Annotated in this window: 11 protein-coding genes; 7 read left to right on the top strand and 4 right to left on the bottom strand. The window is 42.3% G+C overall.

Annotation, left to right across the window (positions count from 1 at the left end; translation table 11 throughout):
* Positions 1 to 65: 65 nt before the first annotated feature.
* Together AN391_RS08095 and AN391_RS08100 are read right to left on the bottom strand one after the other, a co-directional pair.
* Positions 66 to 3,173 (bottom strand): efflux RND transporter permease subunit, encoded by a 3,108-nt coding sequence (locus tag AN391_RS08095; protein ID WP_055014938.1) that lies wholly within the window; start codon positions 3,171 to 3,173, stop codon positions 66 to 68.
* 3 nt (positions 3,174 to 3,176) lie between these two features.
* On the bottom strand, positions 3,177 to 4,229 hold the full coding sequence (locus AN391_RS08100) for an efflux RND transporter periplasmic adaptor subunit (protein WP_055014939.1): 1,053 nt from the start codon (positions 4,227 to 4,229) through the stop codon (positions 3,177 to 3,179).
* 246 nt (positions 4,230 to 4,475) lie between these two features.
* Here AN391_RS08100 and AN391_RS08105 point away from each other — a divergent pair, with 246 nt between their 5' ends.
* The 6 genes from AN391_RS08105 (at position 4,476) to AN391_RS08130 (ending at position 10,534) form a co-directional block, all read left to right on the top strand.
* Positions 4,476 to 5,180: a DUF2982 domain-containing protein gene (locus AN391_RS08105; protein ID WP_055014940.1), complete on the top strand. Its 705-nt coding sequence runs from the start codon at positions 4,476 to 4,478 to the stop codon at positions 5,178 to 5,180.
* 20 nt (positions 5,181 to 5,200) lie between these two features.
* Positions 5,201 to 5,533 carry a hypothetical protein gene (locus AN391_RS08110; RefSeq protein WP_024034321.1) on the top strand — a complete coding sequence of 111 codons (333 nt, stop codon included), beginning with the start codon at positions 5,201 to 5,203 and terminating at the stop codon, positions 5,531 to 5,533.
* 276 nt (positions 5,534 to 5,809) lie between these two features.
* Positions 5,810 to 7,465 (top strand): DUF1566 domain-containing protein, encoded by a 1,656-nt coding sequence (locus AN391_RS08115; protein ID WP_055014941.1) that lies wholly within the window; start codon positions 5,810 to 5,812, stop codon positions 7,463 to 7,465.
* A 9-nt stretch (positions 7,466 to 7,474) separates the two neighbouring features.
* Entirely contained in the window at positions 7,475 to 7,993 is a 519-nt protein-coding gene (locus tag AN391_RS08120; RefSeq protein WP_055014942.1) for a DUF1566 domain-containing protein, read from the top strand.
* 532 nt (positions 7,994 to 8,525) lie between these two features.
* Positions 8,526 to 9,443 (top strand): ExeA family protein, encoded by a 918-nt coding sequence (locus tag AN391_RS08125; protein ID WP_055014943.1) that lies wholly within the window; start codon positions 8,526 to 8,528, stop codon positions 9,441 to 9,443.
* An 11-nt stretch (positions 9,444 to 9,454) separates the two neighbouring features.
* On the top strand, positions 9,455 to 10,534 hold the full coding sequence (locus AN391_RS08130) for a general secretion pathway protein GspB (RefSeq protein WP_055014944.1): 1,080 nt from the start codon (positions 9,455 to 9,457) through the stop codon (positions 10,532 to 10,534).
* Positions 10,535 to 10,570: 36 nt separating this feature from the next.
* Here AN391_RS08130 and AN391_RS08135 read toward each other — a convergent pair whose 3' ends face one another.
* Together AN391_RS08135 and putA are read right to left on the bottom strand one after the other, a co-directional pair.
* Entirely contained in the window at positions 10,571 to 11,770 is a 1,200-nt protein-coding gene (locus AN391_RS08135) for an HD-GYP domain-containing protein (RefSeq protein WP_082429313.1), read from the bottom strand.
* A gap of 118 nt (positions 11,771 to 11,888) precedes the next feature.
* The gene (gene putA / locus AN391_RS08140; protein ID WP_055014945.1) at positions 11,889 to 15,692 is read right to left on the bottom strand and encodes a bifunctional proline dehydrogenase/L-glutamate gamma-semialdehyde dehydrogenase PutA; all 3,804 of its coding nucleotides are present in this window, start codon (positions 15,690 to 15,692) and stop codon (positions 11,889 to 11,891) included.
* 206 nt (positions 15,693 to 15,898) lie between these two features.
* Between putA and AN391_RS08145 the strand changes: the two genes are divergently transcribed.
* Positions 15,899 to 16,381 carry a winged helix-turn-helix transcriptional regulator gene (locus AN391_RS08145; RefSeq protein WP_055014946.1) on the top strand — a complete coding sequence of 161 codons (483 nt, stop codon included), beginning with the start codon at positions 15,899 to 15,901 and terminating at the stop codon, positions 16,379 to 16,381.
* Positions 16,382 to 16,440 lie beyond the last annotated feature (59 nt).

Consider the following 16,440-nt stretch of genomic DNA (forward strand, 5'->3'; position numbering starts at 1 on the left):
CAGTATTACAGCGAGCATAAATTGATTGCGCCGCAACAGCAAGTTACGGCGCAGTCTAAGCTCAGTTAAGTTTCTTCGCTGTCTTTTAGCGGGTGAGAGTCGGCTTGCTTATTTAATTTTTGCTGCAAAAACTCGGGCGATTGTGTGTTGCGAGCTAGGGCATAGTACGCTGTAGGGACAACATACAGCGTTAGTAATGTTGATACTATAACGCCTGTAAATACCACCACACCAATTACCATGCGACTTTCTGCGCCTGGGCCCGATGCTAATACTAAAGGCACCGCGCTCATTACTGTGGTCAGAGAGGTCATTATTATTGGGCGCAGGCGTTGAGTGGCCGCTTGCAAAATAGCCTCGCTAAATTCAATGCCCTTATCGCGCAGTTGGTTGGTAAATTCGACTATTAAAATACCATTTTTAGCGCTTAATCCTATCAGCATTACAATACCAATTTGACTGTAAATATTGAGTGTAAGACCTGTGGCCCATAGGCCAAACATAGCGCCCATTAAGCCAAGGGGGACCGTAAGCATAATTACAAACGGGTGGATAAAGCTTTCAAATTGCGCCGCTAAAACTAAAAAGGTCACAGTCAGTGCAAGCACAAACACATAGGTCATAGCTGATTCGCCTTCGTAAAATAACTGCGATTCACCTTTGTAATCTACTGCGCCATCGATGTCGTTTTCCTCTGCGGCTACTTTGTTTAAAAAGTTAAGTGCTTGTTCAAGCGTATAGCCCTCTGCAAGGTTAGCGCTAAGTGTAATAGCACGCATACGGTTATAACGGTTTAAGCGTGATGCTGTTGCTTCTTCTTTTAAGCTGATAAGGCTATCTAGCGGAACAAGCTCACCACTGCGCGATTTAAGGTAAATATTTGAAATATCTGTAGGGTTTGTAAAGTCTTGCTTCGTGCCTTTTAAAATTACATCGTATTCTTCACCGCGGTCAATAAAGGTGGTTACGCGGCGCTGACCTAACATGGTTTCAAGGGTTGTGCCTACATCTGATACCGATACACCTAAATCAGCGGCTTTGTTTTTATCTATGCTGACCAAAAACTGTGGAAAGGTTTCTTTGTAGTCATGATCGATTCTTACCAAGCCAGGGTTCTTTTCTGCGCGCTCTATAATGCGGTCGCGCCAATCAGCAAGCTGCTCGTAATCGTTACCTTGCAGTACAAACTCAATAGGACGAGAAGAGCCTCCACCGCCAATACCACGGCGCATAATAGCAAAGGCACGTACGTCTGTTACCTCGGTCATTTTAGCGCTTATTTCATCCATTACTTCCCAGGTAGAGCGCTTGCGTTTATCCCAATCGGCCATACCTACAATGGCTACACCGCCACTGCCGCCCCAACCAGGAACACGCACTAGCACGCGGCTCAACTCTCCAGCCTCAGAGTAAGGCAGCAGGCGCTCTTCTATTTTTGCCATATTGGCAGCGTTATTTTCATAACTTGCGCCTTCAGGGCCGCTCATCATAATAAAAAAGGTGCCTCGGTCTTCTTTTGGTGTCAGTTCTGAGGGGACTTGTAAAAACAATGAATAGCTCACAAAACCAGCTAGCACAAGGCTTACCATAAGCCCCCATTTTTTGGTCATGTTTGAGGTGAGCGATTGGCGGTAACTGTTTTCAATTTTGCTAAAAACGCGGTCCATCCATTGGCTAAATTTACTTTCTTTTTCTGACGCTTTTAAAACTTTAGAGCATAGCGCAGGCGAAAGCGTAAGGGCCGTAATACTAGAGAAAAACACCGCGGCGCTTACAGCCATCGCAAACTCTGTAAATAAGGCGCCAATTCGCCCATCCATAAACACTAAAGGTACAAACACCGAAATAAGCACAAGTGTTGTCGCAATAATTGCAAAACCTACTTCACGGGCGCCTCTAAAGGCGGCTAATAGGGGAGGCTCGCCAAGCTCAATCCGACGGTGAATATTTTCAAGCATTACAATGGCGTCATCTACAACTAGGCCTATCGCTAGCACTAATGCAAGCAGGGTTAATAAGTTGATTGAGTACCCCATGGCAAGCAAAAACATAAAGCTGCCAACAAGGGCAACGGGCACTGTAACGGCAGGGATAAGTGTAGCGCGAATATTACCTAAAAAGATAAAAATGATTAACACCACTAATCCCATAGAAATGGCAAGCGTACTGTAAACCTCGCTAATTGACTCTTTAATAAAAACAGACGAGTCGTAGCTATCTTGAATAGTGGTGCCCTCTGGCAGGTTACGTTTTATTTTTTCAAGCTCACTGCGCGCGTTATCTACCACCGTTAACGTGTTTGCTTTAGCTTGCTTTACGATGCCTAGACCAATCATGTTACGGCCGTTACCACGGAACAGGCTTTCATCGTCGGCGGCTTCTAACTGTACGTCAGCCACTTCACCTAAGCGTACAAGATAGCCGTCTTCACCGCGTTTAATAACTAAGTTTTGAAAATCACGTTGATCTTTATAACTACGCGCTGTACGTACGGTAAAGTCGCGGTCGATAGATTCAATTTCACCTGCTGGTAGTTCTACGTTTTCACTGCGCAGGGTATTTTCGATATCGCTTGAAGTGATACCACGTGCAGCCATGGCTTGGCGGTTTAACCAAATTTTCATGGCGTATTGACGCTCACCGCCAATACGGACATTTGATACACCATCTACTACGGCTAATCGGTCGACAATAAAGCGTTGTGCATAATCGCTCAATTGCAACGAGTTCATAGTTTCACTGTTGAGTACAAACCAAGCAATAGGGCTCTCGTCGCTGTTTGACTTAGAGACCTCTGGCGGGCGTACTTGCTCTGGTAGGTTATCTAGTGCACGCGCAACTCGCTCTCGTACATCGTTTGAGGCTGCATCAATATCACGGCTAATATCAAATTCGATAACAATATTAGAGCGCCCGTTTCTACTTGAAGAGTTAATACTTTTAATACCTTCAATGCCCGATATCCTGTTTTCTAATATTTGCGTTATTTTTGTCTCGACTATTTCTGCCGACGCACCGGTATAGTCAGTACTAATACTGACAATAGGGGTTTCAATATCAGGGTATTCTCTAAGTGGTAGCATCGAAAAGGCTACCAACCCAAATGTAAGCAGTAGTAAGTTAATTACTATGGCAAAAACAGGGCGTTTGACACTCGTATCTGTAATTTTCACCGATTAACCCTCAACACTTACTTTGCTACCAGGGCGAATTTTTATAATACCTTCGGTAATTACTTGCACACCATCGCTAAGGCCTTCATCAATTGCTACCCACCCGTTATTTCTGCCAGCAACATGCACTTCTACCTTATTGGCAATGCCCTCTTTTACTTGGTACACATAGTGTTTATCTTGCAGTGGGATCACGGCTTTCTCTGGCACCATAAGCGCCTGATTACTACTGAGTTCAAGGGCGGTATTTAAAAGCATGCCAGGTCGCAGTAATCCTGATTTATTAGCAAAGCTTGCGGTTACTTCAACACTGCGGGTAACCGAATCAATACGGGAACTTATATGAGTAACTTTGCCGGTAAAGGTGTTACCTGGGTAGGCGTCATTTTGGGTATGTACTTTCATGCCAAGGCTAAGTTGAGATAAATATTTTTCAGGAACTTTAAAGTCAACTTTTATAATACTAATATCATCGAGCGTTGTAATAACTGTATCGCTGCTTACATAAGCACCGATAGATACTTCTCGTTTACCTAATAAGCCAGAAAATGGTGCAGTGATTAGTAGCTCGTCAAGTTTGGTTTTAGCGCTTTCTAGTTGTGCTTGCGTAGCATCTACACGAGAAAGTTGCTCTTCTAACAATGATTTAGCGGTAGATTGTGTGCGAGAAAGCTCGGTAAGGCGACTTAACTGGCGTTTCTCCTCTTTTAAGTTAATGTTTAACTCTTTTACTGCGTACTGCTCTTGTTTATTTTGTAATTGCACAAGGCGTTGGCCTTTACTAACTAAGTCACCATCTTCAAAATAAATGTGGGTGACATAATCGCTTTGTGCGCTTTTAATATAAATAGCTTGATTTGCACGTGCACTGCCTATGGCTTCAATCATAACGGTGTTTTCTTGAGACGATACCGTATGAGCGCTAACTCTTGTTGCCTTATTACTTGAATTAGATTGTTCACCATGGCTAGATGGTAAATATAGGTACACACTTAAAATAACAAGAAGCGAAATTAGAAATGGAAAAAGGGCTTTACCTGACTGTTTTGAGTACATCGTTTTCATACCTGAAAATAAATTGTAAGTATTGTACGAAATAAGACCGTGGAAAGGCGGTTATGTGTCTCATAAATTTGTGCGTTAGGCGTAAAAATTTATGAGACTAATTACTTGTTCCCATTTAACGCTAAAATTATGATAAAACAATGAAGCCACAAGCACAGTGTAAAACCTGTTTAACAATCAGAAAAATAATACTCTGGGGTATTGTTATGTTTTTATTCTATATGGCTTTTTACCAATATGGCTAAGCAAAATTCAATAATAAAATACAGAGCGCAAGGCTCACGCAATGGCATTGAAGTACTCTCTGTCGGCAGCATAGGTTTAGTATTTATTATGCTGTTTAATTTATTGCGCCCGGGTGAAATTAGCTTAATAGAAATATTTTTAGTCAGTATGTGCATAGCGGCTATCTTTATTGGTTTTTTAAAAACACAGGAGCCATATTATAGTTTACTACTTAGTGAGTACTTACTTGTGTATCAGCATAAGTACGGTCAGTGGCAGTTAAATGTCAGTAATCTGCACCACAGCGGTATTCCTAAGGTGGCTGACGGCCTTGAATACCTTGAATTAAACGCAGTGGGTTTAAAACTCAATGATATGGACGAATTTTTAAGCGCTATACATCCACGCATCGCCGGAAAACTACTGATAGAGCAACGTAATTTATTTATGCAAGCTGTTCAAAAACATTGCAAAAATGGCAATTGCCCATCAGAATGGTTAATAGAAGAGACACAATACACTTCACCTAAAGGATTTAGCTATACTGGACTCATAGCTATGTTTGCTAACAGAGCGAAGCACCTTGAGTTGTTAACGGGGTATAATTTACTGTTACCCGCAAGTGTATTAGAGACAGACATTTGGTCGTTTAGTGCCGACTTAAATAAATGGAAACGCGCACCTGAACGGTTTATAGCATCGCAAGTTGGACACTAAATGCGATAGTAGGAAAAATAATGAGCCAAGAAAGATCTTTTATTAAAAGTGGTCGCAATACCATCATCCATAAAGATAAAAAGCTTGATCTAGTCATTGTAAATGCAGAGCAGCACCCACGTATAAAGGTAACTCAAAATGGTTTAGAGCCGTTTAAAGAGGACCTACCTAAAAACCGGCGAGATGCCAAAGAGCGGTACCTTGAAATTGTTAATGTAAGTAGCGCGGATATTTTTGGCGAAGAAAAACAGCTATTGTTTATTCAGGCGCTTGATGGACGTGAATACAAAGTAGATTACTCTAAAATAGGCACTAAGCTGTTTGTGCGTATTCATCAAGATACGTATATGTAATACCAATGTACAATAATATTTAACCATTTTGCGGGGCTAAACGTGCCGCTTCCTGCGTTAAAAAATTTTCATTTCGGCTGCATGGATGCAGAAGCTCGCGCAATACAGGAACAATTGGCGAGAGCAACTAAATAGCGCATTTATTACCTAGTTATTAACACATATTTCCTGCCTCAAAGTAGATCACCTAATTAAGCGAATTGGTATAACTCTTAATGGCATCTTTATTGCTAGTAATTACTCTATAGTAATTATTTGACATTATAGGTGCGTTTTATGAAAGCGTTTGCTTTTGCTCCCCTTATATCTTGTTTTTTATTGGCTGCCTGTGGCGGTGGAGGCGGCGGTAGTGATGACTCTACTGTTGAAACTACGGTCAATGCAGGAAACGATCTTCAAGTTGTAGAAAAAACAGAGTTTACCATTACCGCGCAAGGCTCACCGGCAGACGGTACCTTTACTTGGCAGCGCGTTAGCGGCCCGTCAGTGGACGGCTTTCCGCTTGAAGGTGCAGAGCAAACTATTACAGCTCCCGATGTTAAAGCCGATAGTGAACTTGTACTATCTGTAAGCTATCAAACAGATAACGGCAGCTTAGTGAGTGACAATGTGAGTATATTTATTACTTCAAGCAACCAGTTACCACTTGCTGTTGTGAGTCAAATAGCTCCTGAAACACTGCCTTCGACCTATAATGATACCGTAACTTTAAGCGCTGAAGAGTCGAGCGATCCAGATGAAAACGGTCAAATTAATAGTTATCAGTGGGAATTAATTTCAGGCCCCGATTTAGATGTAACCGACTTTGATAATTCAACGGTAAGTTTTAGCCACCCGCTGCTTGAGTCAAATACTAATTTAGTGTGGCAGTTAAGCGTTACCGATGACGAAGGCGGCGAGGCAAGTACTGAATACAGTATGACACTCAATAAAACAGACGAGCTGGTTGTGGCTAATGCCGGAGATGACCAAAACGTTGAAGAATTTGAGGAAGTAACCTTAGATGCAAGTGAAAGTGACACCCTAACAGATACGTTTTCATGTAGCTGGCAACAATTAACAGGCAATGCCGAAACACTGGCAAATACTAGCCAATGTACCACGACATTTTTTGCCTCCGACGTTGATTTAGATACCACATTGAGCTTTGAAGTCACTGTTACTGATTCTAAAGGGCGCACTGACATCGATACCGTATTTATTGATGTATCTCCAAAAGCATTAGGGTTAATCAACGACAGTGGCCTAGGCGAGTGTTATAACAATACCCAACGTATCAATTGCCAAAGTAGTGATTTTCCAGGACAAGATGCAGAGCTTGGCCGAGACAGCTTTGCCAATCAACTCGATAAAGCAGGCCAAGGTAACCTTGCCTTTGACTACACTAAGCTAAATCAATTTGCTGATGAAGTAGCTGATGATAGTGACGACTTTACTTGCATTCGCGACAACGTAACGGGGCTTGTATGGGAGGTTAAAAGTGTAGAGTCAGGTACATTACCTAATACCACCTTGCGTGATGGCCAAAATCATTACTTTTGGGATTTAGGCACGACAACCTTTACCGATACCAGTACCGCAAATACCACCTGCCCAGATGATACAAGCTGTGGTGTGCAAACCTATATAAATGAAGTGAACGACTTAGACTTTTGCGGCGGTACCAATTGGCGCTTACCGACTTACACTGAGCTCTTGAGCTTAATAGATTACGGCAAGCAGGGCGAAAACGTATTAATTGATGAAGCGTTTTTCCCTAATATGCCAGCAGCAGGCGCTATAGATGATGTTAATTTACCGTACTGGACATCACAAACTGCAGCCGATGGTACCAGCTTATCGCAAGCGTACATTATAGATATGAGTAATGGGAATGACTTAGCTTACCCGAAAGAAAAATACGCGTATGTACGCCTAGTCAGAAGCCGATAGGAGAAAACCATGAAAACACGCATATTATTTTCACTGGCTGTGTTTAGCGCCAGCTTTCAACTAGCCGCAGCGCAAACGTGTTACGACGGGGCAGATACTACAACACCCACTACGCGCTTTACCCTTAATGATGATGGCACAGTATTAGATACCGAAACGGGCCTGATGTGGCAGCGCTGTAGCTATGGGCAAGTTTACGATAGCGACACCGAAACGTGCGCTGGGTCTACACCATCACTGAATTGGCAAGAAGCGCTTAGAGGAGCAGAAAACGACACCACTGCTGATTATGATGATTGGCAGGTGCCTAATATTAAAGAGCTTGCCAGTATATTAGAACACAGCTGTACCGAGCCGAGTATTAACGAAGAGGTGTTTTTAGGCACTAAATTGCAAAACTATTGGACTAATACGTCAGGCGTTAGCACGATGAGCTCAGCATGGGTTTATCAGTTTGATAGTGGGCTCAATAGTTTACATGCTAAAACCAGTGACGTGTATTTACGTTTAGTGCGTTACGAAAACTAGGGCCTGTTGACCTTTTAGGGTTATAATTTGTTCAATCTAAGGGCCATTTAATCGCGGCGCGAGGTTTGTAACCTAGTGGGCTCGATAACTGCTCCTGCGTTATTCTAATGACTTAGATCCATGTAAGAATAAGTAAAAACTGAGTAAAGCTTCCGCGCCCTGCTCACGCCCTTACCTACATCCATGTAGGCAACAAAGAGGAAATAGCCCTTAGGCAGAACCCTTTGGGCAGCGCCTGTTTAGCATTTATACGTCGTTATCGCCTATTTATGGAGAACAACCACACTACATAGGCTCTGCCTTGCCTAAATACCAAACAGGCTGCTGCAAATTCAACCTCGAAAGGTCAACAGCCCCTAAGTATATGAAATAGCCAACACGTGGCGTTAATATAAAGGCGTCGCTAAATTTAGCGACGCTTTTTGTTTTACATAAATTTACGATATTTCAATAATAAAGCACATACAACGTTGTTACTTTGTCATTTTTTTTGCCATTATAGGCCGAGTTTTAAAAACGAAGGAACATTGCGGTGTATTTAAGCTACTTTGGCTTGAGCGAAAAGCCATTTTCGATCTCGCCCAACCCCCATTATCTATTTTTAAGCGAACGCCATAAAGAGGCACTTGCCCACTTAACCTATGGTTTAGGCGAAGATGGCGGGTTTGTATTGCTCACCGGCGAAGTGGGAACAGGCAAAACCACCATTACCCGCAGTATGCTAGAGCAACTACCAGAGAATACCCAAGTTGCGATGATCCACAATCCGGCGTTGTCGGAGCTTGAGCTTTTGGCCAGTATTTGCGATGAGCTAAACATTACTTACGATGTTCAAAATGCCACCCTTAAAAGTTTAACCGACATTATTAAGCAGCACCTAGAGGCTAATAATAAAGCGGGCGGGCATACAATTTTAATTATTGATGAAGCGCAGCTTCTTGCTCCCGATGTACTTGAGCAGTTACGACTGCTAACTAACATAGAAACTGATCATAAAAAGCTGTTACAAATTGTTTTAGTGGGGCAACCAGAGCTTCAGGCATTATTAAAACGCACAGAGCTTAGGCAATTAGCACAGCGAATTACAGCACGGTATCATTTATTGCCGCTCACCCAAGGGCAAACGGTTGCCTATATAAAGCACCGTTTACATATTGCGGGGTGTGATAAAGGCGTGTTCTCGCTCGATGCTATGCAAGCTGTGCATCAGTTAACTGGCGGCATTCCACGTTTAATGAATTTAGTGTGTGAGCGGGCGTTAGTTGGGGCTTTTTCTAAGCAGCAGCTTATTGTTGATAGTGATATTGTTAAACAATCAGCGCAAGAATCACTGCCTATGGACTTTGTGGCTACGCAGAGTAATGAACTTAAATCCACAGGCCATGTTTATTATTACTTAGCATTTGCTGCTTTATTTGCAGTGGGTGTTGGTATGTCGTTTATTATATAGTTAGGTAATTTATGTCTTATTTATTAGATGCATTAAAGCAATCTCAACAAGCAGATATGAGCGCCGAGCAATATGATTTGCAGGCAGCGCAGTTAAAACAGCAACACGCACTCACGCGTTATAAAAAGATGGTGTGGCTACTTGGCGGCGCAATTGCAGCGTTTATTGCTATAGCGGGTGGATTTACGGCGGGTAAGTGGTTTCAAACCAGTGCACTACTAAAAGCAAGCCAGCCGGTTGATGTTGTTAGTACTGATAGTAAAAAACAAAAACAAGTTGCAACAGATGAGCCAATTACAGCGCAAAATGAAGCCGCAAAGCCTGTAAAGTCACCTTCTACAGAGGCTGAAAAAAATAGCAATAAAGCCACTATAGAAGGGCAGTGGGTGTATGTGCAAACACCAACAGGTGTACAAAAAATGTTGCTTACCCCACAAGGGCAGTATATCCCTATTAATGATAACCCGACAAAGCAACAAGCTTACAATGTGCAAACCCCTATAAATGCTAATGGCTATAGTCAAAATGCGTTTAATCAGCCGACTTACAATGCACAGTTACCTAACACGCAAAACTATAATCCGCTTGCTTATAATGCACCCGGCCAAAACACACAATTTATGCAGCCGCAAGCACAAAATACCAGCTCAGCAGGTTTAGATATGAGCAAGTACAAAGTGCTCGGAAAACCATTGAATGGTGAAAATACTCCAAGTACGCAAGTGCCGCAAAGTAGTCCGGAGCTTGATGCTGTACCGAGCAAATTAAAAGACGCTTTTGCACAAGCAATCAAAGACTCGCAGCAGGAGCAGGACTACGAAGTAACGCAGGCTTCACGCAGCTCCTCGCGAGTAGAACCTATTGAGCTATTACCCGATGGTTTGCAAACTATGTTGCCGAGCATTAAATATCAAGCACACATATATTCTTCAAGTGCGGATAAGCGTTGGATAAAGCTTAACGGCCGTGAGTTACACGAAGGCGATAATATAGGTGCGCTAAAAGTGCGCGAAATTACCCCAGAGCAAAGTGTACTAGACTTTGATGGCTATGAATTTAGCTTAAAAGCTCTGCAAGACTGGCCACAGTAATATTGAACTATTAAAAAGCCGCCGTAACGCGGTTTTTTAAGGTAAAATCGAATTTTTATAAAAGCGTTCTAAATCAATATTATAATCAGCTGGTTTAACTGTCGATTCGAGTACGTCAGCTGTTTTTTTATTGGCTAAGTCAATATCTTGTACTTCGGTATAGCGGCTATGCTTTGCGCTATAGAATGTTTTTACCACAGGTTTTAAAGGAGTCGTTGGGTTGCTTTCGGTTACTAGGCCTACTTTTTGGCTTGAAAGCTTAACTAAGGTACCTACCGGGTGAATGCCAATACATTGAATAAATTTAGTGAGTAGTTCACCATCAAAGCTATCGGGGCAGCCATCTTTTAAAATTTTAAACGCTTTAATGGGCTCCATGCCTGCTTTATAGACACGTTCTGCTGTCAGTGCATCATATACATCTACAATAGATGCCATGCGTACGTATTGGCTTATCTCATCGCCTTTTTTGGCAAACGGGTAGCCTTTTCCATCTAAACGCTCATGATGTAGGCCGGCAATATCTACAGCAATACCTGTTAATCCTGCTTCTTCCAAAATTTGTTTTGAATGCAAAGCATGGTTTTGCATAATTTTAAATTCGTCATCACTTAAGCGGCCCGGTTTATTGAGCACTTCGTCAGGGGTTTTAATTTTTCCTATGTCATGTAACAAAGCACCTGTAGTAAGCTCTACAATAATATCGCGCTCTATGCCTAAGTGCTTTGCAAAAATCCCCATTAATATAGATACATTAATAGAATGCTCAAGTAAGTATGCATCTTTTTGGCGCATTTGTGTTAAGCAGGCTAGGGCATCTTGGTTTCTAAAAATTGAATCCATAAAACCACTGGCAAGCTCCTTAAAAGGCGCTATGTCTATATCTCTGCCCGCTTTTATATCGCCAAAGGCCTTTTGTTGAAGTGTTTTAGCTTCGTCGTAGAGCTTTTTAGCTTTGCCCATTTCTTGTTCGCTACTGTGAACTTTAAGCCATGGATCGCGTTTTTTAATATCAGCCTTAGGCGTTGGCGTTGGGGCTTGGGTGTCGGGCTCGGATGACGTTAATGTTTTATCTGGATCTATCTCTATTTCTAAAATGCCCGCTTTTTTGAGCTTATCAATACCCGCCTGAGTTTTAACCCAGCCTTGGTTTTTAATTTTAATGCGCCCAGTTTGCTTTGTAACACTTTGTACAAACATGCCAGGCTGTAATTGCGAAATAGAGATAACGTTCAATTTTCTTACTTCTATAAGGGGTCTTTGTTTAAATTAGCATCATTATACGTTGCAACGTAAAAAAAAAGGCACTTTTAAGTGCCTTTTTTTTCATTTTTAGTTAATTAGTATTAGATGGTTATTCGTCATCTTCTACTAGGGTCATCAGTGAGGTATTACCGCCAGAGGCAGTGGTATCAATACTGATCGTTTTTTCGGTAATTAAGCGTTTAATTAACGTATCGTAATACTCTGAAGTAATTACTGGCAAAATAGCGCCTTTACGCTGTGCAAGTTGTTGGCTGAAGTAACCTAAACGAGACGAACGTGCAGCAACCACCGCACCCGCTAAGTGAGGGTGAGCCAAAATAGCTTGAAGCTGGTTAGGTTTTGCAACCTGGAACACGCCCTCTGCAACGCCTGTGGCAATAAACTTGTCTTTAAAAGCTACCGCCTCATCATAAAACAGCTCCGATGCTACCGTAATTACTGTATTACCAGCAGCTAGTGCTGTAATAATTGACAGCGCCCAAAAGTTAAATGACGTGCTTTTATCTGCATAACACACCACACAACCACGCGCTTCAAGATGCAAGGTGTTTGACTCACCAGTCGGCCCAGGCAATGTAGTGAACTTACGCATGTGTTTTTCGAGGCGGTTTAATTGTGCACGCGCTTCTGAAAGCGTTAACGCTAAATCATCCGCTAAATCATCAATGATTTCGACCGTTGCGACTTTAGCAAGTAACTGACGAACAGCTGATACACGGTCGTTTAGCGGCGTTGCACGCCAAATTTTCTCATCGCGCATTGAGTTAGCCATTAGCTTTTTAACTTGCTCATTTGCACCGCTGTAATGGTGTAAATCAAGCTCATCTGGCGTTAGGTTAGTCATTTGCACGTTATCAGGTGATGCTTTCTCTTTTACTAAACGCTGCAGGTAGTTAGGACCACCGGCTTTAGGGCCAGTACCAGATAAACCACGGCCACCAAACGGTTGCACACCTACAATGGCACCAATCATATTACGGTTTACGTATACGTTACCCGCACGCGACATTTTAGCTAGGTACTCACAACGCTCTTCTATACGAGAGTGAACACCCATTGTTAGGCCGTAACCTGTGTTATTTATTTGGTCAATTACGTTGTCGATATCATTCGCTTTAAAGCGAATAATGTGTACACATGGACCAAATACTTCACGCTTAAGTACTGATAAATCTTCGATTTCGTACAAACGAGGCGCAAAAAAGTAGGCACCGTTTTGCGTGTTGTCAGGGATCTTACACTCGTAATGAAGTGTTGCATTACCTTTTAAGTATTCAACATGCTCATTTAGCGTTTTAAGGGCTTTTTCATCAATTACCGGGCCTACATCGGTAGAAAGCATTGACGGGTCCCCAACATGCAGCTCTGCCAGCGCACCTTTAAGCATTTCAATAATGCCATCAGCTACATCTTCTTGTATAAATAATACACGCAGTGCTGAACAGCGTTGACCAGCACTTTGGAAACCTGAGCTTATTACATCATCCACAACTTGCTCTGGCAGCGCTGTTGAATCAACAATCATACAGTTTTGGCCGCCGGTTTCTGCTATTAACGGTACTTGAATATCGTTACGCGCAGCGAGAGTTTGTGAAATAAGTGTGCCGGTTTCTGTAGAACCAGTAAACATAACAGCTTGTATACGCTCATCAGGTACAATTGTTTTACCCACTTCAGAACCGCGGGCGATTACTGGCTGCACTACATGCTCTGGTAAGCCAACCGAAAGCATTAATTCAATAGCACGAAGTGCAATTAAGCTTGTTTGCTCTGCAGGTTTTGCAATAACTGTATTACCCGTAACGATTGCTGCAGCTACTTGGCCTAAGAAAATAGCAAGCGGGAAGTTCCATGGGCTGATACATAAAATTACACCGCGGGCTTCAAAACGTTCATCGCTAGCTAGTTCTTCTGCGCGGGCAGCGTAGTAGCGACAAAAATCAACAGCTTCACGTACTTCATCGATACCATCTTGTGCAATTTTACCGGCTTCTTTAATACATATAGCCACAAGTTCATCGTGGTGGCGCTCTAAAATATCCGCTACACGACGTAGTAAATTAGCACGCTCTTTTACAGATGTTTGCGACCATGACTCAAATGCCGCTTCAGCATTGGCTAAAATATCTTTCATCTCATCGCTAGATTGCAGTTTAACGTGGCCGATGATTTCGTTATGATTTGCTGGGTTTTTAACCGCTAATGCGCCTTGTGGTACTTGGCTTTGATCAATTAAGTGCTCATTAAACCAGCTTTCAAGATTTTCTTTGAACGGGGTAATGGCATTAATGTCTGTTAAGTCCATGCCTTTTGAATTAGCGCGTTCATCGCCGTATAAGTCAATTGGCATTTTAATTTGCGTATTGTACTTATTGCGTAAACCTTGCAATGTTTCTACAGGGTCTGGAAGTAACGACTCAACAGGCTTAGTCGTATCTACAATGGCATTTACAAACGACGAGTTAGCGCCATTTTCAAGTAAACGACGAACTAGGTAGGCAAGTAAGTCTTCGTGTTGGCCTACTGGAGCATACACACGACATTGAATTTTTTCCTCATTTACGATTTGGTCAAATAAAGATTCGCCCATACCGTGTAAACGTTGGAATTCAAAACCGGTGTTATCGCCTTTAGCAACTTCTAAAATAGTGGCTGCAGTGTAAGCGTTGTGTGTTGCAAATTGTGGGTAAAGCACATCACGCGCTTCGAGCATTCTAATAGCACAGGCTTTGTAAGATACATCGGTCGTTGCTTTACGTGTAAATACAGGGTAGTGCTCTAAACCATCTTGCTGAGTGGTTTTGATTTCGGTATCCCAGTAGGCACCTTTAACTAGGCGCACCATCATTTTACGGCCTACGCGAGTAGCAAGCTCAGTTACCCATTCAATAACAAAAATAGCGCGCTTTTGATACGCTTGTACGGCCAAGCCAAAACCTTGCCAGTTACCTAAATCTTCATCGCTAAATACCGCTTCAATAACATCTAACGAAATATCTAAGCGGTCAGCTTCTTCTGCATCAACCGTAAAGCCAATATCGTATTGTTTAGCTGCAAGCGCCAGCTCTTTAAGTTTAGGCACAATTTCGGCCATCACGCGCTCTTTATGCGTGAACTCATAACGTGGATGAATAGCAGAAAGTTTAACGGAAATACCTGGGCTTTTAACTGGGCCACGGCCATTTGCTGCTTTACCAATGGCATGGATTGCGTTCATATAGCTGTCGAAGTAACGCTTGGCATCTTTCATTGTGCGCGCGCCTTCGCCTAGCATGTCATATGAGTAAACGTAGCCTTTTTGCTCTTTTTCGGCAGCGCGTTCAATGGCCTCATCAATGGTGCGACCCATAACGAACTGCTTACCCATAATTTTCATGGCAAAGTTTACAGATTTGCGAATAACAGGCTCGCCTAAACGACCTATGGTCTTTTTAAGCATGCCAAATTGCTGTTCTTTGGTTTTATCTGTGTAGTTAACCATTTTACCGGTTACTAATAATCCCCATGAAGAAGCATTAACGAATAAAGAATCGCTGCTTCCTAAATGAGAACTCCAATCACCTTTAGCAAGCTTGTCACGAATTAACGTATCTTGCGTGGCTTTGTCTGGTACGCGAAGTAGGGCTTCGGCCAAACACATTAACACTACACCTTCCTCACTAGAGAGTGAGAATTCATTTAAAAGTGCGTCTACACCGCTTTGACCGTCTTGGTCTTTTCGAATGTTTAAAACAATCTGGCGAGCTCTTTCCCACGCACGGCTACGTGCTTTAACACCTACTTCTGCAAGTGGTAAAATATGATCAATAACGGCATTTTCGTCAATGCGGTAAAAATCACGAATTTTCTGTCTTGTAGGACAGGTTGTTGTCAAATCGCCATTGAATAACATAAGCAACCCTCAGGAATGTTAATATGTAAACAGTAGAACAAAATTATGCGCTTGTGCCGCTAGGCTAAAGCAAACTTGCTACTAATAAATTACCAGTGATGTAATGCGTGCATTCTAATTAAATTTCAGCAGAATATGCTGGTTAAATTTCGCGATTTACGATAATTTACAGGGCATATTTTCAACTTATCCGTATAAAATTCTGTATGACAAGTCCAAATAGATTACGCCTGCTTGATCGTATCGATTTAGCAATATTAGACGTTCTTCAAAAGAACGGCAGAATTTCTAATGTTAACCTAGCAAAACAGGTTAATTTAAGTCCTAGTCCATGCCTTGACCGTGTTAAGCGGTTAGAGCAAGAAGGCTATATAGAAGGGTATTTTGCAAAGCTTAGCGAACAAAAGCTGAACCAGAGCTTAGTGGCGCATGTGCAAGTATCGCTGGTGGCATCTAACACGGCTGTATTTAAAGTGTTTAAAGAGCACATACTTAAAATTGAGCAAGTTGTCGAGTGCGATATGGTAGCGGGCGGGTACGATTACCTGCTAAAAATTAGGGTCTCAGATATGGATGAGTACCGACAAGTGCTAGGAGATTTGGTCGACATTCCGGGGGTAGGGACTCACCATACTTATATGGTCATAGAAAAAATCAAGCAAGACCCTGGTTTACGTTTGGATATTTAAAATCCATATGCTTTTTGCAATAGCCTACACACACATTAAAAAAGCACCTAAGGGTGCTT

The organism is Pseudoalteromonas sp. P1-13-1a (genome assembly GCF_001401875.1).
In the GTDB taxonomy this organism is placed as follows: domain Bacteria; phylum Pseudomonadota; class Gammaproteobacteria; order Enterobacterales; family Alteromonadaceae; genus Pseudoalteromonas.

Excerpts from the sequence above, each read along its gene's own strand:
- AN391_RS08130 (WP_055014944.1), top strand. The coding sequence starts at position 9,455 with ATGTCTTATTTATTAGATGCATTAAAGCAATCTCAACAAGCAGATATG.
- AN391_RS08145 (WP_055014946.1), top strand. The coding sequence starts at position 15,899 with ATGACAAGTCCAAATAGATTACGCCTGCTTGATCGTATCGATTTAGCA.
- putA (WP_055014945.1), bottom strand. The coding sequence starts at position 15,692 with ATGTTATTCAATGGCGATTTGACAACAACCTGTCCTACAAGACAGAAA.
- AN391_RS08120 (WP_055014942.1), top strand. The coding sequence starts at position 7,475 with ATGAAAACACGCATATTATTTTCACTGGCTGTGTTTAGCGCCAGCTTT.
- AN391_RS08110 (WP_024034321.1), top strand. The coding sequence starts at position 5,201 with ATGAGCCAAGAAAGATCTTTTATTAAAAGTGGTCGCAATACCATCATC.
- AN391_RS08105 (WP_055014940.1), top strand. The coding sequence starts at position 4,476 with ATGGCTAAGCAAAATTCAATAATAAAATACAGAGCGCAAGGCTCACGC.
- AN391_RS08100 (WP_055014939.1), bottom strand. The coding sequence starts at position 4,229 with ATGTACTCAAAACAGTCAGGTAAAGCCCTTTTTCCATTTCTAATTTCG.
- AN391_RS08115 (WP_055014941.1), top strand. The coding sequence starts at position 5,810 with ATGAAAGCGTTTGCTTTTGCTCCCCTTATATCTTGTTTTTTATTGGCT.